General features: G+C 54.8%; 15 protein-coding genes and 1 tRNA gene. 11 read left to right on the top strand and 5 right to left on the bottom strand.

Annotated elements, in window-relative coordinates; all coding sequences use genetic code 11:
- Positions 1–147 precede the first annotated feature (147 nt).
- The 3 genes from WC370_03205 to WC370_03195 all read left to right on the top strand — a co-directional run bounded on the left by WC370_03205 (position 148) and on the right by WC370_03195 (position 5,098).
- The gene (locus WC370_03205) at positions 148–2,796 is read left to right on the top strand and encodes a molybdopterin cofactor-binding domain-containing protein (protein MFA5308477.1); all 2,649 of its coding nucleotides are present in this window, start codon (positions 148–150) and stop codon (positions 2,794–2,796) included.
- Positions 2,797–2,915: 119 nt separating this feature from the next.
- Positions 2,916–3,974: an XdhC family aldehyde oxidoreductase maturation factor gene (locus tag WC370_03200; GenBank protein ID MFA5308476.1), complete on the top strand. Its 1,059-nt coding sequence runs from the start codon at positions 2,916–2,918 to the stop codon at positions 3,972–3,974.
- Complete coding sequence (locus WC370_03195; GenBank protein MFA5308475.1) at positions 3,971–5,098, top strand: DVU_1551 family NTP transferase; 1,128 nt, start codon at positions 3,971–3,973, stop codon at positions 5,096–5,098. Before WC370_03200 ends, WC370_03195 begins: the two co-directional genes overlap by 4 nt.
- Here WC370_03195 and WC370_03190 read toward each other — a convergent pair.
- Complete coding sequence (locus tag WC370_03190; GenBank protein MFA5308474.1) at positions 5,095–6,240, bottom strand: substrate-binding domain-containing protein; 1,146 nt, start codon at positions 6,238–6,240, stop codon at positions 5,095–5,097. The two genes, WC370_03195 and WC370_03190, sit on opposite strands and share 4 nt — an antisense overlap.
- Before the next feature lie 306 nt (positions 6,241–6,546).
- Here WC370_03190 and WC370_03185 point away from each other — a divergent pair, with 306 nt between their 5' ends.
- The 4 genes from WC370_03185 to WC370_03170 are packed head-to-tail and all read left to right on the top strand — an operon-like array spanning position 6,547 to position 10,197.
- The gene (locus WC370_03185; protein MFA5308473.1) at positions 6,547–6,933 is read left to right on the top strand and encodes a hypothetical protein; all 387 of its coding nucleotides are present in this window, start codon (positions 6,547–6,549) and stop codon (positions 6,931–6,933) included.
- A 39-nt stretch (positions 6,934–6,972) separates the two neighbouring features.
- A complete protein-coding gene (locus tag WC370_03180) occupies positions 6,973–8,241 on the top strand; it encodes a hypothetical protein (protein MFA5308472.1) in 1,269 nt (422 codons plus the stop codon).
- Between the two features lie 25 nt (positions 8,242–8,266).
- Positions 8,267–9,208 carry an SDR family NAD(P)-dependent oxidoreductase gene (locus WC370_03175; GenBank protein MFA5308471.1) on the top strand — a complete coding sequence of 314 codons (942 nt, stop codon included), beginning with the start codon at positions 8,267–8,269 and terminating at the stop codon, positions 9,206–9,208.
- Between the two features lie 41 nt (positions 9,209–9,249).
- The gene (locus WC370_03170; GenBank protein MFA5308470.1) at positions 9,250–10,197 is read left to right on the top strand and encodes an SDR family NAD(P)-dependent oxidoreductase; all 948 of its coding nucleotides are present in this window, start codon (positions 9,250–9,252) and stop codon (positions 10,195–10,197) included.
- Between the two features lie 83 nt (positions 10,198–10,280).
- On the opposite strand, the gene WC370_03165 is transcribed toward WC370_03170, so the two are convergent.
- On the bottom strand, positions 10,281–11,558 hold the full coding sequence (locus WC370_03165; GenBank protein MFA5308469.1) for a serpin family protein: 1,278 nt from the start codon (positions 11,556–11,558) through the stop codon (positions 10,281–10,283).
- 254 nt (positions 11,559–11,812) lie between these two features.
- Here WC370_03165 and WC370_03160 point away from each other — a divergent pair, with 254 nt between their 5' ends.
- Entirely contained in the window at positions 11,813–12,784 is a 972-nt protein-coding gene (locus tag WC370_03160; protein ID MFA5308468.1) for a hypothetical protein, read from the top strand.
- A gap of 158 nt (positions 12,785–12,942) precedes the next feature.
- Here the strand turns inward: WC370_03160 and WC370_03155 are convergent, their stop codons facing one another.
- Positions 12,943–13,410 carry a hypothetical protein gene (locus WC370_03155; GenBank protein ID MFA5308467.1) on the bottom strand — a complete coding sequence of 156 codons (468 nt, stop codon included), beginning with the start codon at positions 13,408–13,410 and terminating at the stop codon, positions 12,943–12,945.
- 455 nt (positions 13,411–13,865) lie between these two features.
- Complete coding sequence (locus WC370_03150) at positions 13,866–15,641, bottom strand: trehalase family glycosidase (GenBank protein MFA5308466.1); 1,776 nt, start codon at positions 15,639–15,641, stop codon at positions 13,866–13,868.
- Between the two features lie 696 nt (positions 15,642–16,337).
- Here WC370_03150 and WC370_03145 point away from each other — a divergent pair.
- Positions 16,338–17,165 carry a hypothetical protein gene (locus WC370_03145; GenBank protein MFA5308465.1) on the top strand — a complete coding sequence of 276 codons (828 nt, stop codon included), beginning with the start codon at positions 16,338–16,340 and terminating at the stop codon, positions 17,163–17,165.
- A gap of 191 nt (positions 17,166–17,356) precedes the next feature.
- A complete protein-coding gene (rimO, locus tag WC370_03140; protein ID MFA5308464.1) occupies positions 17,357–18,691 on the top strand; it encodes a 30S ribosomal protein S12 methylthiotransferase RimO in 1,335 nt (444 codons plus the stop codon).
- An 18-nt stretch (positions 18,692–18,709) separates the two neighbouring features.
- Here rimO and WC370_03135 read toward each other — a convergent pair.
- A tRNA-Pro gene (locus tag WC370_03135) sits at positions 18,710–18,788 on the bottom strand.
- Between the two features lie 1,045 nt (positions 18,789–19,833).
- Between WC370_03135 and WC370_03130 the strand changes: the two genes are divergently transcribed.
- Positions 19,834–20,331 (top strand): HNH endonuclease signature motif containing protein, encoded by a 498-nt coding sequence (locus WC370_03130; protein MFA5308463.1) that lies wholly within the window; start codon positions 19,834–19,836, stop codon positions 20,329–20,331.
- Positions 20,332–20,400 lie beyond the last annotated feature (69 nt).

Here is a 20,400-nt window from a genome sequence, read left to right as displayed (position 1 = left end):
TGACAAAATAGCGTCATACATGATATTTTGATGGAAAATGTACTACCGGCGCTAATACAATAGATTTAGTCAGGGGATTTGTTATCCCCGGATATAATTTTGCCGTTTAAAAATCAAGATGATTTTTCATAAGAAAGGGGGAAAATAATGAAAACTGTAACTCTGACCATTAATGGAGTTAAACGGAAGATTGAAGCTGAGCCGGACCTGGTGCTTATAGACCTGCTCCGGGAGAAGCTCAATCTGACCGGGACTAAACAGTCCTGCGACCGTAAAGGGCAATGCGGCGCCTGTACCGTTGTGGTTGACGGTAAAGCCGTGCGTTCCTGCCTCAGGAAAGTGGTTGACCTGGAAGGCGCGGACGTAATTACCGTGGAAGGGCTGGGCACGCCGGATAACCCGCATCTCATCCAGGAGGCCTTCGTGCTGTCCGGGGCCATCCAGTGCGGTTTCTGCACGCCGGGCATGATTATGGCCGCCAAAGCCCTGCTCGACCAGAACCCGAACCCGGATAACGCGGCCATCAAGAAAGCGCTGGCGCGCAACCTGTGCCGCTGCACCGGCTATGTCAAGATAATCGACGCCGTGAAGCTGGCGGGCAAATTCCTGCGCAAAGAGACCACCCCGGCTAAAGAAAAGGCCAAGATTAACAAGAACAAGATGATCGGTGAAAATCACCCCCGTCCCTCCGCGATGATTAAAGCCTGCGGCGTGGCCAAGTTCGGCGGGGACATCAAGATGGACGACATGCTGGAAATCGCCGCGGTGCACAGCACCGAGTTCCACGCCATCATCAAGTCCATAGATTCCTCCGCCGCCCTGAAAATGCCGGGCGTGGTAGGCGTGATGACGGCGGAAGACATTAAAGGCACCAACCGCATGCGCGTTATCGCCCCGGACCAGCCCGTCCTCTGCGAGGACAAGGTCAGGGCCTACGGCGACCCGGTAGCTATCGTGGCCGCCGCCACCCGGGAACAGGCGCGGGCCGCGGCCGCCGCCGTGAAAGTAACTTACGAGCCGTTGCTGGTGATGAAAACATCGCAAGAAGCGCTGGCGCCGGGCGCCATCCAGATTCACCCGCACTCTCCCAACCTCTGCTATCAGCAGCCCCAGATAAAGGGCGATGCGGCCAAAGCGCTCAAGCAGGCGGCCTTCGTCGTCGAGCATGATTTCTCCACGCAGATGAACCACCAGGCACCCCTGGAGCCGGAAACCTGCGTTTCCTACCTGGACGGCGATGAGCTGGTGATTATCGGGCGGAGCATCATGATTCACGCCCACGCCGCCGTGGTCAAGGAAGCAGTCGGCGCGGAAAAAGTCCGCTACATCGAACCTTATTCCGGCGGACAGTTCGGCATCAAAGCCTCGATATCCTCGGAAGGCATTGCCGCCGCGGCCGCCATGCATTTCAAGAAACCCATCCGCTATATCCCCACCCTGGCGGACTCCTTCCTCATCAGCTCCAAGCGGCACCCCTTCTCCATGAAGACGAAGCTGGCCGCGGATGCCAAAGGCAATATCACCGCCTATGTCAATGATTTCCTGATGAACAAAGGCGCCTACTTCCTGCTCGGCCCCGTAATGCCGGGCCGCGCTCTGCATATGCTGAACGGCGCTTACAACATACCCAATGTGGACGCCATGGTTAAACTGGTCTATACCAATAACGGCAGCGGCGGCGCCGCCCGCGGAGCCGGACCGCCCCAGGTCATGTTCGCCCTGGAATCACTGATGGATATGATGGCCGAGAAGATGGGACTGGACCCGCTGGAGTTCCGCAAGCAGAACCTCCTCAAAGTGGGACAGACCCGTTCCACCGGCGCGCCCATCGACCAGACCAACATGCCCGAGCTGATGGATGACATCAAACCGCACTACGAGCGCGCCAAGAAAGACGCGGCCGCGTTCAATAAAAAGGGCGGCAAGATAAAGCGCGGCGTGGGCATCGCCTGCATGTCCTTCGGCATCGCCGAAGCCGGCGACCAGGCATCCAACTCCGTGGAAATCAACCCGGATGACACCGTAACGCTTTACGCCGCCATCGCCGACCCCGGCGAGGGCAACGACTCCATGCTTTCACAGCTGGGGGCGCAGGTGCTGGGCATCCCGCTGGACAGAATACGCCTCTATACCCGCGATACGGCCAAGACCGTGGCCGCCGGGCCTTCCGCCGGCAGCCGCCAGACTTACATGGGCGGCGGCGCTATGGTCAACGGCCTGGAGCAGATGGCCAAGGCGATGAAAGAAGCCGGCGGCAAGACTTACAAGGCGCTTAAAGCGGCCGGTAAGCCGACCCGCTATGAAGGCTCCAAGCAAATAGCCGGGTCGGACATGCTGGACCCCAAGACCGGGCAGGGCAGTTCCTTTGATTCCCAGGTACATAATATCCAGATGGCGGAAGTGGAAGTGAACACGGAAACCGGCGATGTCAAAGTGCTCAAGATGACCACCGCCGTGGACGCCGGGCCCATCATCCACCCGCAGAACCTGGAAGGCCAGCTGGAAGGCGGCATGGACCAGGGCATCGGCTACGCTTTGAGAGAGGAATTCGTCCTGGGCAAGACCAAGGACTGGATTACCTTCAAGTTCCCCACGATTAACGAAGCCGCCGAGGTGGAGTTTATCACGCGGGAAACGCCGCGCAAAAACGGCACCCTGGGCTCCACCGGCATCGGCGAGATGACGATGGTCTCTACCGCTCCGGCGGTAACCAACGCCATCTATAACGCCTGCGGCGCCAGGGTTTACGACCTCCCCGCCACCCCGGACAAGGTCAAAGCGGCGATGAAAGCCTAATCAATAGTTAACGCAGAATCGGCAGGTTTTCTCTGGCGGAGCCTGCCGATTCGGTTTTTTAACGCCAGATAAGCTAATAACCAATATATAATGCTGTATCTTTCACCGGAGAACACCAGATGAACGAGAACGAGTACCTCGCCGGGATTGTCCGCCAGCAGCTTGAAGCCGGGGCGGCACTGGTGCTGGTATCCATCATGAGTTTACAGGGCTCCACACCCCGCCACAGCGGCACCAAAATGGTGGTGGGGGCGGACGGCAAAGGCTATGGGACTATCGGCGGGAGCCTGATAGAAGCCGCCGCCGTGCGGGAGTCCGTTGAGGTGCTGGCTACCGGCCAATCCAGAATCATGTACTACGAGCTTACCGGCAAAGACGCCGCCGCTACCGGCATGATTTGCGGCGGTAAAGCCGAGGTGCTGCTGGACTACCTGCCGGCCACCGGTGAAAATAAAGCGTTTGCCCGGCACTGGCATGACGCCGTTGGTAACGGGAACGATTTTTACCTTTTGACCCACCTTGATGGCGAAGGAGAGACTTTCCGGGTACTCGGCCGGGCTGTTTTCTTCCCGGACGGCAACATGCTGGGCAATACCTCGCTGGCGGCGGCGGACGCCGGCTACCTTAAGCCGGAGCTGCACAATATCTCCGCCACCGCCGTCCTGCCGCTCAAGGATACCCGCGTCATGGTGGACCGCATGCGCAAGGCCAGGACGCTGTACTGCTTCGGGGCGGGGCACGTGGCGGTGCCTACCGCTCACCTGGCGGCGCTGGTGGGCTTCCGCGTGGTGGTCCTGGACGACAGGGCGGAGTTTGCCAACGCGGAGCGTTTCCCGGAAGCCCAGGAAACCAAAGTGCTGGCGGACTTCAACCGCGCCCTGGCGGGGCTGGATATCGATAAGGACTCCTTTATCGTCATCGTTACCCGCGGCCACCAGTATGACCGCGTTGTTTTAGAGCAATCGCTGAAAACCAAGGCCGGCTACATCGGCATGATCAGCAGCAAACGCAAACGGGATGCCATCTACGAAGCCCTGGCGGCCGAGGGCGTGCCAAAAGAGCAACTGGACGGGGTACACTCCCCCATCGGCATCGGCATCGGCGGTGAAACACCGGAGGAAATCGCCGTCAGCATCGTGGCTGAGCTAATCCAGGTGCGGAGCCGGCAGACGGCGTGAACGCGCGCTTGGCGGCGGTGGTCCTGGCCGGGGGCTTTTCCAGCCGCATGAAACAGTTCAAACCCCTCCTCCCCCTCGGTGCGGACACCGTGACCGACCGCGTTATCAGCACATTTTTAAGCGCCGGGGCGGACGTTTACCTGGTGGCGGGCTACCGTCACGAGGATATTTTAGCCGGCGTAAAAAGTCGCGATATCACTTTTATCTACAATCCGGACTACGAGCAAGGCATGTTCAGCTCCATCCAGGCCGGCCTGCGCCGCCTGAAGCCGGAACACCAGGCGTTTTTCATCCAGCCGGTGGACATACCGCTGGTGCGGCCGGCCACCATCAAAAAGCTCATGGCCGCGGCGGCGGAAAACCCCGGCCATATTATTTACCCGGCGTTCGGGGGGAAAAGGGGGCACCCGCCGCTTATTCCGTCCGCCCTCATTCCCGCCATACTGGCCTGGCAGGGCGGCGGCGGGCTTAAAGCCGTCCTGGATACGCAGGAAAAGACGGCGCGGGAAGTGGCGGTGGCCGACGGCAGCATCCTGCTGGATATGGACACGCCGCAAGACTATCAGAAAATCCTGGAGCGTTTCCGGCGTTACGAGTTACCCACTGACGAGGAACGCCGCGAAATATTATATACCATCTGCCGTTTGCCCGCGGAAAGAATCAAGCATTGCCTTAAAGTGGCCGAGGCCGCCGCCGCCATCGCCCGGGCGCTGAATACCGCCGGGTACTCCGTGGACACGGAGATAGTCCATGCCGCCGCCGGCCTGCATGACATCGCCAAAGGGCAGCCCAAACACGATATCGCCGGCGGGGAGGTATTGCGGGGGGTGGGGTTCGGCAAGGTGGCGGACATCGTGGCGGTGCATTCGGATTTGGCGGGAGGAAACACCGCTTTGCCTTTAGAGGCTAAAGTAGTCTACATCGCGGATAAATTAATCCGGGGAGAGAAACCCGTTTCCCTGGAAGAGCGCTACAGCCTGGACAACCGCCCCTTTGAGGTAACGCCGGAAGCGGCGGAGGCGATTAAGGAACGCCTGGAGGCAGCCAAAAAGGTAAAAAAAGAACTGGAAGATATCCTGGAGCGCTCCCTGGAAGAAATTATTGACGGCGGGTTAACGGCTTAAGATAAAAAGGTGGTCTGGCCCGTCTGGGAAGTATCGTAACCCCCCACCCCATCCACGATTTTCTTGAACTCGTCGCTGTCTATTATCTCCAGCATGACCGCAAAACGCGGGCTGCGGTAGTTGGCCATCGGTATCACCAGGTCGTACCTTTCCCGGAACATCGGCGTAAAGTCCAGACCGCAGCTTAGCGCCGCCGCCTCGATGCCCAGGCCGACATCGGCGTCCCCGTGGGCGATACTGGAGGCGACCGCCAGGTGCGTATCGAACTCCACTTCATAACCCTTGATTTCAAACGGCGATATCCCCTGCCGCTTCAACTGCAAGTCCAGCAGCACCCGCGTGCCGGAGCCCCCCTGGCGGTTGACGAACGTAATGCCCGGTCGCTTTAAGTCTTCCAGGCCGCTAATATTCTTGGGATTCCCGGAAACGTACATCAGCCCCTGAATGCGGAAAGAAAGGTTGACGATGGCTATTTTCCGTCCCGGTAAAATTCTTTTTACATAAGGGTAGTTGTACTCGCCCGTTTCCTCGTCCAGCAAATGGGTGCCGGCCATATCCGCCCTTTCTTCCTGTAGAGCAATCAGCCCGCCCAGGCTGCCGGCATGGGTAACCTCCGTCTGGAGACCCTCCACGCGCTGCCGGAGCAGGTCCAGCAGTATGCTCAAGGCCAGATCATGGCTGCCGACAATGCGGATAACGTTGGCCTCTTCTTTGGCGACCGGGACTTCCGCGGGTTTCTTGACCTCTTCCTGCCGCTCCTCCCGCCACCTTTCCAGGCTCAGATAAAAAGCCGCTTCCAGCTCTTCCGGGCTGTAGCCCTGGCTTAACGACTTTATAATATCGTCGTTCATGTTTTCCAGCAGCTTTTTCTGGCGTCCCACCCGGACGTTGGATATCTTGTCCTGGGACATCACGCTGGTACCGCCGCCGCGCCGGGAAACCAGTATCTGCTCCTGTTCCAGCTCCAGGTAAGCCCGGCATACCGTATTAGGGTTGATGTTCAAAGACTGGGACAGCTGCCGTATAGAGGGAAGACGGTCGCCCGGCTTTACCTGCTCGGTGGCGATGAGCTGCCGCAGCTGCTCGGCTATCTGCTGGTATAGCGGCGTCGAAGAGCTTAAATCCAGTCTTATGTCAATCATCTTTGATTTTCCAGTATCCATATGTGAATATGGGAAGTATATCAAATATTCACTTTGAAGTAAAACTTTAGTTCAATTTTGTGCCTGAAAAACAGGGGGCGACGCCGGGGGAAAAGGGGAGCGGCGGCTTTAAAATATTGGATAGTTGAATAGATTTGAATTACACAATTATTTCATATAATATAATATCTACTAGTGATATGATACCTTTGTTCAAGCTGTTTGGATTTCAATTAAACTTACTGTTAGCGCCCATAAAAATATGTTATCACAACGAGCAGATAAGGAGATAAAAAGGAGCGAGTAATGAAAAAAAATATGGAGAAATTAACGGTTTTAGACCCAAGGGGCCAGCCCACGGGCATCTTCGGGCGGATGTTAGACCCCGATTCCGCCCCATTTGCCATCCACGACCCCGTATATCAGCCCAGGGATACGGCTGAAGCGCTGGGGCATCTCCAGATGGCGGAACGCCTGGATACTCTCGAAGGCAAGACCGTTTACCTGGTTGACACGGGTTTTGCCGGCGCCAAAGAGTTCATGGACGAAGTCCTGGACTGGTTTACGCGCCACCGCCCTGATGTGAAGACTATATTAACCCACAAAAAGACCAGTATGTTCACCAATGACCCTGAGCTGTGGGCGGAAATCAAGAAAAACGGTGACGCCGTCGTCTTCGGCGTGGGTGGCTGAGACGGATGCTCGGCGAGTATCGCCGAATTTTCCCGGACAATGGAGAACGACTTTGGTATTCCCACCGCCCCTATCGTCACCTCCCGTTTCGCGGACTATGTCCAGCGTGACGGACGCTCTCACGGCATGAATCTGCGCTGGAGCTTCCCGCCCTACCCGGTCGGCTTTATTCCCAAGGAGATACTGCACGGCTACGTAGAGGGAAATGACCCCTTATCCGGCGTGCCCCTGATGGACGAAGTTATTTTCGCCCTCACCTCGCCGCTGACGGATGAAGAAAGACATCCTAAAATCTTGAAAAGACCGGAACGGCCGCGCCTGGTGGAACCGGATACCGAAGAAAATCTGCACCGCCTGTTCCTGGAAAGCGGCTGGACGGACGGCCTGCCCATCATCCTGCCCACCGAAGAGCGCGTGGCGGAAATGCTTACCGGCACCGACCGCGCCCCGGATGAGTACGTGGGCATGATGTCCGTCACCACCCATGAAGAGCGGCTCCAGTACACGGTGGAGAGAGTGGCGGCCATCGCGGTTATGGCGGGCTGCCGCCCCGAGCACTTCCCGGTCATCCTGGCGTTAGGCGCCTCCGGGCGGCCTTCCATGCCCAGCTCTACCACCTCCTTCGCCAGCATGATGGTGGTCAACGGCCCCATCCGCAATGAAATAGGCATGAACTCCGGGCTCGGCGCTTTAAGCCCGATAAACTACGCCAACTCCGTTATCGGCCGGGCCTGGACGCTGATGAGCATCAACTTCGGCGATGTGCGCCCCGGCGCCACTTTCACGGCCAGCACGGGCACCACCATCAACTACAATAACATGTGCTGCGCGGAAAATGAGGAGCTGAGCATCTGGAAGCCTTTCCACGTACGCAAGGGGTTCAAACCGGAAGAAAGCACGGTAAGCCTGTTCCGCGGCTGGACCATGCTGGGCTTCAATACCGGCCCCATCCAGCGCATGGCGGAAGTGATGAAGAGCATCGGCGGGCCTTTCGGCGGCTCTTTCACCTTCGTTATCGACCCCCTGGTGCCCAAGGCCATCAAAGCGGAAGGTTACGATGACCCGGACAAGCTGGCCGAGTACCTGGTGAACCAGACCAACGCCCGTTTCAAGCGGCCGGAGATGGTGAGCTTCATCGTCGTCGGCGGTGAAATGAATCCCATGTGGGTTACCACTGATTTCTCCTGTTTCCAGACGGTACTCATCGACCCGTGGATTCCCAAGGCCGGCGTCAAGAAAGACGCCAGACCCCTGCGGATGCCGGAAGCGACAATGTGCAAAGACGGCTCCTGCGGCATCGAGCATTAAAAAAAGAGAGAAAGAGAAGTGAAGCATGACCGAGATTAAAGGAAAGGTAGCCTTTATCACCGGCGGCGCCAGCGGCATCGGGCTGGGCATCGCCAAGGCATGCGCCAGGCACGGCATGAAGGTAATCATCGCGGATATGCGGCAGTCTGCCCTGGATGAAGCGATGGCCTATTTCAAGGAGAAAAACCTGCCGGCCCATGCCGTCAAGCTGGATGTTACCGACCGCGAGGCTTATGCCAGGGCCGCCGCCGAGGCGGAAAAGGTCTTCGGCAAGATACACGTCCTCATCAATAACGCCGGGGTAAGCGCCGGCTGGTCCGCGGAAAGGACTACTTTCCAGGACTGGGACTACAGCGTGGCGGTCAACATCGGCGGGGTTATCAACGGCGTGGTGACGATGCTGCCCTATCTCCTGAAACACGGCGAGGGCGGGCACATCGTAAGCACATCGTCAACCCTGGGCGTGGCGGCGGCGGGCAACATGATTCCCTACTGCACCACCAAGTTCGCCGTGGCCGGCATGATGGAAGCCCTGGCCACCGACCTCCAGGAGAAGAACATAGGAGTATCCATTCTGTTCCCCGGGCCGACCAGGGGAAACCTGGGACAGTCTTCTTTTGAAAACCGCCCGGAACGCTTAAAGAACGCGGGAGAGACATGGCCGCCAAAGCCGCCGCCCGGACAGGACATGCGGCCGCGACGGCCCCTGGATGAAGTCGAATCTGTGTTCATGGACCCGGCGGAGACCGGCGAGCGCGTGGTGCGGGGCATCCGGAATAACGACCTCTTCATCCACACCCATCCCGAGTTCCGGGAAGGCTATATCGCGCGGCACGAGGCGCTTATCCGCGCTATCCCCAACGAGCCGCGGAATGAAAAACGCTGGGAAATCATCAGCAGCTTCGGGACGATATATCACAATGACATTTACGATAAACAGAAACCGGTAGGCCCGCCGGACTGGTAAGCGGACCGCAAATAAGCGGGAAAGGAAAGAGAAGAAGAAACATGAAAGACTTTAAAGGGAAAGTAGCTTTTATTACCGGCGGCGCCAGCGGCATCGGCCTGGGCATCGCCAAAGCCTGCGCCAAATACGGCATGAAGGTATGCATCGTCGATGCCCGGCAGGATGCCCTGGATGAAGCGATGGCCTATTTCAAGGAGAAAAATCTGCCGGCCCATCCGATTAAACTGAACGTCACCGACCGCGCGGCTTACGTCAAAGCCGCCGACGAGGCGGAAAAGGTATACGGCAAAATACACGTGCTGGTCAATAACGCCGGCGTAGGCTCCGGCGGCGGCCCGATAGACAAACTGACTTATAACGACTGGGATTACAGCCTGGGCGTCAATATCGGCGGCACGGTCAACGGCATCATGACGATTGTACCGCGCATCATGAAACACGGCGAAGGCGGACACGTGGTCTCCACTTCGTCCACCTGCGGCCTGGCCGCCGCCAATAACTTCATGATTTACTGCACCGGTAAATACGCCGTTTTCGCCATGATGGAATGCCTGGCCTCCGAGATGCAGGACAAGAACATCGGCGCTTCCGTGCTGATACCCGGACCGACGGCCTCTAATCTCGGCCTGTCCTCTTTCGTGAACAAGCCGGAGAACCTGAAGAATGAGGGCGAGTCCTGGCCGCCCAAGATGCCCGATATGCCTAAAGGCCCCCCGCCCAAGAAGATGATGGAAAACTTCCGGATTGCCACCATGGACCCGGTTGAGACCGGGGAGAGGGTACTGCGGGGTATCCGGAATAACGACCTTTTCATCCACACCCACCCCGAGTTCAAGGCGGGTTATATAGCGCGGCATGAAGCCATTATCCGGGCTATCCCGGATGAGCCGCGCGATGAAAAACGCTGGGAAATCATCAAGAATTTCGGGACGGTCTACTATAACGACATTTACGAGAAACAGAAGCAGGTAGGCCCGCCGGACTGGTAAGCGTTAAAGGTATTTTAAAGAAAAAAACCGGGGCGGGCAGTAACATCTGCCCGCCCCCCTGTTTTTGGCCACCCCGCGGAGGCTTAGGCCGCGGGATTCAATACGCGCCCGATGAAGAGAACAGCGCCCGTGCCAATATCACGAATCAGGAAGATAAAGGGACGGTCCAGGGTAAACGCCACCGGTTCCGCCGGCATCCCGGAGGCTTTCATAATCACCGCGGAGGCGGCGGCCGCCTCGGTACCGTTTTCATCCACGGAGACGAAGGCCTTGTGCAGCACATCGCCGATAAACAGGTCGCGGTTGCCGGTCATCCCGGAGAAATCAGCTTCACCGGAGAAGGCCAGCGGCATACCCATAGCGACCAGGGTGTCAACCAGACTGAACTCGGAGTCGAACTCGAATTTGGGCATGGTCACGGCCACATCAGTGTAGTCCATCCCTTTGATGATGGACTTTACCTGCGCCGCGGTCATGGCATCTTCAAAAGCCGCGAACTGTCCGTCTTCCGGCAGGAGGATAACCATGGAAAGCTCGCCGCCGTCATAGGGCAGATCCACCGCCTGGTACCCTTCTCCCGCGTTATAGCGGTAGGACTCCGTCTGGTGCATCAGCGGCACGGTGACCTGCCCGCCGTCCAGCAGGTGGAAAACGCCGTCCGCGGTGGCATCCTCGTTAAAGGGATTTTTCCAGGCGGCGTTGAAGTAGATGGCGTTGGTCAGCACTAGACGCGTCAGCCCGTCTATAGCGCCCGGCGGGATAAGGTCTTTAATGCGCCCTTCCGTCTGCTCGCTGACCCAGTCGTTAATGGTCACGCGGGACTGTTCCGTTGCTTTAATAAAGTCCAGTATCCTCATACCGGCGCCGTAGTCCTGCGCCAGCAAGTCTAAAAATGCCGGTAAAAAGGTGTAGTCTTTTTGCCCCCAGATAGCGTTGACCACGTTCAGCCGGAAGCCTGCGTCGTCTTTGCCCCGGGCGCCCTCTCCGCGGCTGGCCAGCAACAAATCAAGGTCGTTGAAGGCCGGGTGGAGGCTGTCCTGGGAAAGGAGGAAATGCAGGGTATCCGCCATCTCTTGCGCTGTATCGCCGCGCGCGCCGGCATAGGTCATCGCCAGGGCCAGGGAAAGGCTGTAGGGAGAATAGAAGAGGTTGCCGCCCTTTTCTTTAAGGATTTGATAGAGGTCAAAGGCGAAAGCGCTGTTGCCCTGCACCAGCAACGCTTCATCCGCGGCGCTGACCGCCGGCGAGGTTATCCGCGCTTTATCGGATTTCAGTATCCCCACCACCCCCGGCTGGGCACAGGCCGCCAGCGGCAGGGCCAGCACCAGAACCATCAATACCAGCAATAACGTCTTTTTCATGTTTTATACCTCCCCGGTATTATTCAGTTTTACGTCCATGATGTATAACGCACCAACCAGGCATAAGGTTAGGAACAGCTGTCATTTCCGCTTTAGATAAACCCTGTTTTCTCTATACCTGGATACCTTCGCCCGTGAGAAAACAAGGCTGCCGGCCCTCCCGTAATCCGGGTACTATTATTATTTCTGAATATTCTTGCTACTTAATAGTACATTTAGTATATAATAACAAGAATTAACAACTGAAGGAGAAAATGATGCCCCAACTGCGCTACGCCAAAAACATCGTCACGGATACCAGGGAATACACCCCGCAAGAAGTAGCCATGATGCAGGAAATGATGAAAGCCAATCCCGTCGAGACAACCGTCGAATCTACCCGCCTGCTCTGGATGGACGACGAGAAGGTAAAAAACGCCAACTTTTACATGGAGTGCATCTGGCTGTGGGGCGGCAAGACTACCTCCGGCACGATGGAAGAGCCGCATGCCCACGCGTTCGATGAGGTGATAGGATTCATCAGCTCCGACCCGGACAACCCGAAAGAGCTTGACGCGAGGATGGAAATCAACCTGGGCGACGAGAAGCATTACCTGACCAAAAGCTGCCTGATACACGTGCCGGCGGGCATGAAACACTGCCCTTTGACCTTCCTGGAGGTCAACCGGCCGGTCTTTTTCTTCACGCTGGCGCCCATCAGCCGCTACGGAAGGCGGTCGGACAATATGAAGCCGGAGGACGCCGCCAAGGTAAAGATACCGGACTTCAAGGCGCCGCCCAAAGACGCCAACGGCAGCCGCTACGCCCGCTACATCATCACTCAGCCGAAATCGCACGCGCCCAAGGACGCGCCCAAGATGCCCCCGCCCCCGCAGAATGTAAAAACCACGCAGGTAGTATCGCTGGACAACGAGGCATCCCCCGGGGCTTTTTATGTGGACTTCGTCTGGGTATGGAGCGGGGATATGTCCATGACCCACAAGCACGCCCATGCATGGGATGAGATGATAGGGTTTGTAGGGGGGTGCGGGCGGGAAAACCCCCGCGCTATAGACGGGGACGTGTCCATAGAAATGGGCGATGAGCGGTATGACATCAAGCAGAGCGCGCTGGTTTACCTGCCGGGGGGCGTGGCCCATTGCCCCATCGAGTTCAAGAACATCAAACAGCCGGTGCTCCTTTTCACCATCGGCAACGCCCAGATGTGGTCGGAAACGAAAAAGTAATTGAACCGCTCCCATTTGAGTCAAATAAAAAGGCGGAGGGTGTTCACCTCCGCCTTCCTGGGTGGCGTGTCAGCAATTGGACCGGCTGTGAAAACAGCAAAACCGTAAATAATCTTGCTATGCAGCCGGCCCCGTATCTTTACTCATGGCAGATTGCTTTATTTTTTGTCAGGTTTGGTAAAGTTTTGGCCGATGATAACGGAATCGAAAGATTCCGCGAACATGATATGCCCGAACATGATCGGCTTATCCACTCTCTTGAAATTAAGCGGGCAATGCGGTACGTTCCCCGGTACATATACCCAGGTGGTATTCGTTATAACATGTTTTTCCGCGTCTTTACCTTCACCAACCGTAAACTCCACCTCGGCCCCGAATTCCTTAAAATTCATCGGGTTCCCGCCGATAAAATACAGGATTTCAGCCACGGCGTGCTGATGTGATTGCTGTATCATAAAAAAGGGCTGGTAAATGGGGCGCAGCACCTGTACCAGGGGCTCATCCCACCCTTTAACGCGTTCATGCTGGCCTATTCCTATATATACCGGCGCATCGGGGGGAGTCCCCGGATGAATTATTCCCCACGGTTCTTTTAAGAAATACTTGTCATATTTACCTTCGGCCATTTTCATCTCCTTCTATTGATTGCCCAGAATTTTTTGTTGCTTTTATTTAAACATAATACGGTCTCAAATTCAATTTAGTATAAAAAGTCGCGCCGCCTCAGGGGAAAGAAAAGCCGCCGGCGGATGCGGCATTTTACCGGGTGCGGCGTGAGTATGGGCATGTTACGGTCGATAATTTGAGGGAGATAATGTCCAGGCGCCGAGGGGAGACGCGATAACCCGGTTTTTAAAGGCGGTATTTCTGATTTTAAAGGGAGAAAACGGGCGCGGATATTTTCTTGCCATGTGCTTCAACTCCTCCCTGACCATGCACGGCAGAGAGCGGGGGAAGCGCTCTCTGCCGCCGGTTACGGTTTGAGTCAGGCTGAAATTTGCTCAGCCGTCAGTGGTGTTTATTTATTACCAAAAAGCAGACCTAAGAAATCCTTTTAGCTTACTGCTTTCCAGTATTTCTCTCAATCGCCATAGTGTTCGGCGAAGAATACGTAGTTACCTGACGTCCAGCCGGAGTTGAAGAACGCCTCCTCCCCGAAGAACTTCATCCCGCCGTGCCGGTACTCCATCTCGCCGGTATATGTATCGTGTATATGGTAGAGCCCGTGATTGATCATTGTGTCAAGATATTTCTTGGCCAGCGAGCGTGCCAGGTCAGGCCTGCCGCAGTTTTCAAAGGCGATGGCCATCAATGCCTGAATAGGCGTCCCGATGCTGCCCGAGCACCAGCCATGCCTGAAATACGGACTATCAAGCATTTCAGAAGCCAGCCCGAAAGGAGTATCGAAGCCGGGCTTGCTGTATATGATCTCTATGGACCGGTCGATGATTGCCTGCGGCAGCCGTTTGCCGAGCAGCAAGGCGCAGTAAAGCGGCATACCCGTGGACTTCGAACGTGCTTTCGTCACGACATTCACCGCTGTCCAGCCGTCATTCGTCCAGAACATTTCTATGATCTTCTTTACGGTATCTTTAGATTTCGCTTCCCAGTAACTGCATACGTCCGCGCTCTTCCCGATGAGCCTGCCGAGCTTGGCCAGCGCCTCCTCCTGAAGGGCGAGAAACGCGTTCATATCCGGACTGGCGAGCGGGAAGCCGACCCTGAAATAAGAGCCGTCCTCCCAGCCGGTCTCTACCGGGCTGTGGTTCTCAAAGATACCGTCATGGTCGAGGTCCCGGTATTCAAGGTGGAACTTCGTCCACTTTTCCATACCGTCCCACAGGTGCTCCATCTCCGCCTTCGGCATCCCGGAGATGTCGCGGTGCTCCATGAGCCACAAGAGCGCCACGCCCTGAATCGGCGGCTTCATCGTCTCACCGGACCCGTTGTACGCCAGCGAGTCGGCAATACGCCCGGTGCGGTCCTGTTTATCGAAGCATGAAAGCAATATTTCCCACGCCAGCCTGAGGTCATGTGAAAGGAACATCGCCTGCATCCCCTGCTGCCAGGAGAACGCCGCCTCGAAACTTGAACGGTTCATCTTGACCATCGGGTGCTTATATACGGTTTCGCCGTCCGGCATAACGGTCAATCCCCAAAGCGTCCAAAGCGCGTGCATGCCGCGTTTTTCGTATTTGGGGGGGAATGACGGGGCGACACGTTTTACGTAATCATCAAAATCGGCCTTTACCGCCGCTACACCTTCTTCGTAAGTGAGATATGAAGCGCGCCGCTTGGGGTCGACCAGCGACTCCTCCATCGCCATTTCAATCACGCCGTTGGCGTCCGGCACCAGCTCGATTGAGCCCATCGGCCCTTCCTGTATTTTCCCGGTTGTCGGGACAAATATCATGAAGTAGTTGCTGAAATTCATCTTCCACGAGCCGTCAAGCAGGTTAAAAGCGGCCGGGCCTCCCAGCATGCCGGCGCCCGCGGCCGGGGAAATCCTTAGCGTCAGCCCGTCGGTGCTTTTGCATTTCGCGTACTTAACATCGCCGATGCAAAAGCTGACGCTGCCGAACAGACACTCCAGCTTGAGCTCGTAGGGCGTGGTGGAGATAACACACTGCCTGGGGAGACCGTCCTTGATAATCTCCAGCTGAAGCTGCCGGAAGTTATTGCCGTGCATCAAGCTGCCGCTATTTCTGTCACCTGCGCGCAGCCTGGCGGTGGAGAGCCATAGCTGCGCCTTACCGTACTCATTGCTGCCGCCGTTCTTGTTGGCGAAGCAGAGATAGGAACCCCTCCTTGAGAATGGCATTTCCAGCGGGTCTACGAAAGTCTTACCGGTTAACATTTTATACCTCTCTTTTTATTAATTTACAAAAATATAACCCTGGTGTCCGCAGTTACTAAAAATCTCCGGCAAACCAGGCCTCCCCGCATTCCCGGCTTGATGTAATCCCATGTGTTTGTTTTATATGAGCTGCCCTTTACGGCGGCCCGGTTATCCGACCATGTCTATATAACAAGGCTCTTGTTTTCTGGAACGCTGGAGCCATTGATTCTACTAGTAGATGTTCTACCCGTTCAAGCTGGAGCCCGGCGCGGGAACGTATCTAGAGAGTTTAATATTGAGCGCTCTAGGCAATCACCGCCACATAACAAGAATTATTGAAACACACGGTCACGGATTAGCCTTGAGTTGTATCCAATAAAAAAGGCCACAGACTAAATATCGCACGATTAGCCGTGAACTACTCTAGCTTTTGTCTACCGATTATCACCATTTTAGAACTAAAGTAATCTATTATCAAGGTTTTTCAAATAATTGGCATTAAGACGGGGATTTCCTCATCGCAGCGCCAGTCGCACCGGCAATTAATCCGGAGCAGCAAAGTCCAGGTCTTTTTCCCGCGGATACAGTATTTGAGGTTTTTACCGGGTTTTTATAGGTAAGCTTATCGATTATAATACCGGCGGACGGATTGACCATAGCATCCTTTGCCCGGGGTTGCTATAATCTACTTAGTGAAAAGTAAGGGGGAATAAAGTGTCTTACTTGAAGTATGCCGACCGTATTATCACCGATACCGGGTTTGAGTCCACCCATGTCATGAAGGTAGACCAAAACCGCCTTCCGGACTTCATGTCCGTGGACTGCACCTGGTTTTGGCGCAGCCAACCTGACCAGATGGTTGACGGCACCCGGATTAGTGCCGAAAACCAGGTCATCGGCCTGGTAGGCGCCGATCCGGAAGACCCGTTCAGCCTCGCCGGAGAAATAACCGCCTGGATTGACGGCAAAAAGAATATCCTGAAGAAGAGCAGCCTGGTATTCGTCCCCGCGGGCGTTCCTTTCGGGCCGGTCCGGATTAATCATATGGAGCATCCCATCTTTTACACTTCCATGGGTGTTCGCCCCGACCCCAAGGTGAAGAGAGACCCGAATCTGCCCCGGTACACCATCGTATCCGAGACCAAAGAGAAAGCGGTACAACCTCCGGCTACGTCTAAAATGACGATGAAAGGGGCGCGTCTGCTCCACATGGAGGATGATATTGCCAAAGGCTCGTTTTACGTGGATTTTGTCTGGTTTTACGAAGGCTACGGTCAAGCTCCAATGGGAGTGCACGACCATGAATGGCCGGAACTCATGGTCATGACGGGATGCGACCCGGAGCATCCCTATGATGTGGGCGGTACTTTTAGCGTTGACCTGGGAGGCGAAACCCACTATATCAACAAGAGCGCACTGGTCTGTATTCCCGCTCATGTGATGCATTGTCCCTGGAAATTCCTCGAGATAAAAAAACCTACTCTGGCTTTTACCGCCAGTCCTTCCGGGATGTACTACAGTTCAGAAAAGAATGAATGGTAATTATTGCAGGGGGCAGGGGTCTTCCGGCCCCCCCCCGGCTAAATATTGGCTAAGCTGAATTAGTGAGTAGAAATTGCGATAAAAGGGGGGCGGCATTTCTGCCTCCATTTTTCAATCTTTTTTAAGCAGCAGGTTGTTAATCCATCAGCTCCGTTGATGGTAGAAATCCTGATAAGGTGAAAACTTCCCGGATGAACAAGAAAACATTCCACATCGTATCCCTCGGCTGTGACAAGAATACCGTTGACTCTGATTCCATGGCGCACTTATTGACCGTTTCCGGTTATGAGCTTGTCGCCAACCCGCGGCAGGCGCGAGTCCTGATCGTCAATACCTGCGGTTTTATCAGCACGGCCAAAGAGGAATCATACGACATGCTCGCCAGATTGGCGGCCAAAAAGAAGAGCGGCCAGGTGCTGGTCGCCGCAGGCTGCCTGACACAGCGCTACGGCGGCGAAGTCGCCCTCCGCGTTCCCGGCATCGATGCCATCCTGGGCACACGCCGCTGGATGGATATTGTCGATGTAGTCGAGAGCCTGAGCGGCGCTAATCTCCCCGAATCGCGCTATCAGCTATCCGATGCGGCCACCGTGGGCAGGGACGAGCACGGCGTCCAGCGCGTTTCGGTGCAGGGCGCCAGCGCTTATATAAAGATCGCCGACGGCTGCTCCCGTAAGTGCGCCTTCTGCGCCATTCCTTTAATCAAAGGACCCACCGTCAGCCGCCCGATGGCGTCCATCCTCGCGGAAGCGGTCTCATTGCAGTCAAGTGGCGTAAGGGAGATCGTCCTAATCGCCCAGAATACCACCGATTACGGCAGTGACCTGGGTTTGAAAAACGGCCTGGCTCACCTGCTCACAGAAATGACCGCCGCTATACCTCAAATCGATTGGGTCCGCGTCATGTACGCTTATCCCGGCTACGTTACCGATGAATTGATAGAGGTCATGGCTGCACACAAGCAAATAGTGCCCTACCTCGACATGCCCCTGCAACACGCCCACCCATCGGTGCTACGGCGGATGGGGCGTCCGACCAACACCGGCCAGGTATACAAGACTCTGGGGAAAATGCGCCAAGCCATTCCCGACCTTGCCCTGCGCAGTACTTTCATCGTCGGTTATCCCGGCGAGACCGAAGAGGAATTTCAGGTCCTGCTCGATTTCATTGAAGAAGTCCGCTTCGACAAACTGGGGGCTTTAAAGTTCTCTTGCGAACCGGGCACCGCCAGTGAGGCGCTGGGCGATTCCATCCCGGACGAGGTAAAGGAAGAACGCTTGCAACGCCTGATGGAAAAGCAGCAGCAAATCTCTCTAACGCACAACCAGGCGTTCATCGGCCGCAACCTGGAGGTGCTAATTGAAGGCGCCGGGGAGGGCATCTCGGTCGGGCGCAGCTACCGTGACGCCCCTAAAGTCGACGGACTGGTGTTAGTCAAAGGTGAAATCCCTGCCGGGAAGATAATCAGCGTGAGCATCAATAACGCCATGGTCTACGACCTGAGCGGTATAGCTAACCTCCAATGAAGCTACCAGTTGAAGGTATGGTCGGGGCGGGCAGATTCGAACTGCCGACCTTCTGAACCCCATTCAGACGCGCTAAACCAGGCTGCGCTACGCCCCGTGAGACGCTGTTTCAGATAGAAACAACCTGAATAATTCTATGTTACGCGGGCTGGATTGTCAAACGGGGTTTGTTTATTTGATTTTTAAATATTTTTCTTAAAACCCGAGTGTGAGCAGCTTCAGCTATTTGTTTTTCTGTTTATGGTAAATCAGCTACAAAATCCGGAGAGTTGTTTTTTTGTTTATGGTAAGTGAGTTAATAGTTATTAGTTAACAGTTAATAGTTATCAGTTTACAGTTATCAGTATAAAGGGGCGGGGGGAGAAAAGGAAGGGGGATTTGTCACGGTATACCATTTATCTCCTGATTTACGTTACTCACCCCTGCCCCTCTCAAACCATATTATCTATGGAGTCCGAGTTTTATTTGTTTGAGAGGGGAGGATTAGGGGGGAGGGCTCCGCCCTCCCTTACCGGAGTCCTTCCTGACCCTTTAAATGATGCTAACAGGCCACAAAGTATTACCAGGCAAAGATAATGAATGTCATGGCCGCCCACAACTGCGGAGATTCCCTTATGTAGAACGAGGGTAGGCTTGATTGTCAAACGGGCGAGTCTGTTGTAAAATACGGCAACCGGGAATTACTTAAGTGATTGTGAAAACGGTAAGAGGCTGTGACATGAATGACGAAGAAATGAAAGAAGGTTACATAGCTCTGGCTCAAGATCATGATCAGTTTACAGAAATGGCAGTTGAAATTGCGCACGAAGTGTTACCGGTAGGGGAACGGGACATGTAGCCGGGCACGTATTGGAAATAAGTACTTGACAATAAAATATAAATGTAGTATTAAATTTAGTAAAAAGAGGGGGGATGGAAATGGCTGATAGGAGAGCTGGCAGAGCTGCACCACATGTTGGCAAACAACCCAGAGCCCGAAATCAAGATGGATCCTGGCGTAAGAAGAGGAGTGATGCGGGAAAGAAACGCACATAGTCCTTCTTTTTTTAGGTTAACCAAATAATGGAGATTTACACAAATTCTTGCTGGTTGAGACAGCTAGTATGATTTTCAATTTTTGGGGTAGCAATAGGAGACGGTCAGTGACTCCTGGGGACCGGAACTATCTTCTCAGAGTAGCACGTGGAAAATGCGAATATTGTGGTGATGAAATAATTGGGAGAGGATTACAGGCAGAGATACACCATATCGTTCCTTTTTCAAGCAGAGGTAGTGATAATTATCATAATTTGATTGTGTTATGCCCAAATTGCCATAGTAAGGCTAACCATATATCAAAAGAGTCATTTAGGTTAAAGATAGCCTATCGACTACCTAAAAAAACTTTGGTGAAAAATAATGCAGTTAAAGGCTTAAAATCTAGAAAGACATCGGTAAAAAACACTACCAATAAAGAAAATCCACCCCCAAAAACCACTACAAAGAAAAAATCCCCGAAAACAAAAAAAACAACGCGCGTAAAACCTACTCTTAAAAATCGAAAAATCTCAACTAAAAAACTTTCTGTAAAAAAGACAAGTCCTAAAAAGAAGTCTATTAAGAAAATCTCTTCTAAAAGCAAGCCGGCTAGAAAAAAATAACCTCCCCTTCTCCCCCTCACGCTACAAAATCCGCCTCTGCTCCTCCTTTAATGAAGGAGGACGAAGTAT

Source organism: Dehalococcoidales bacterium, from assembly GCA_041652735.1.
Classification (GTDB): Bacteria; Chloroflexota; Dehalococcoidia; order Dehalococcoidales; family RBG-16-60-22; genus RBG-13-51-18.
Note: the sequence above shows the minus strand (reverse complement) of the source record. Positions and strands in the feature narration are given on the sequence as shown.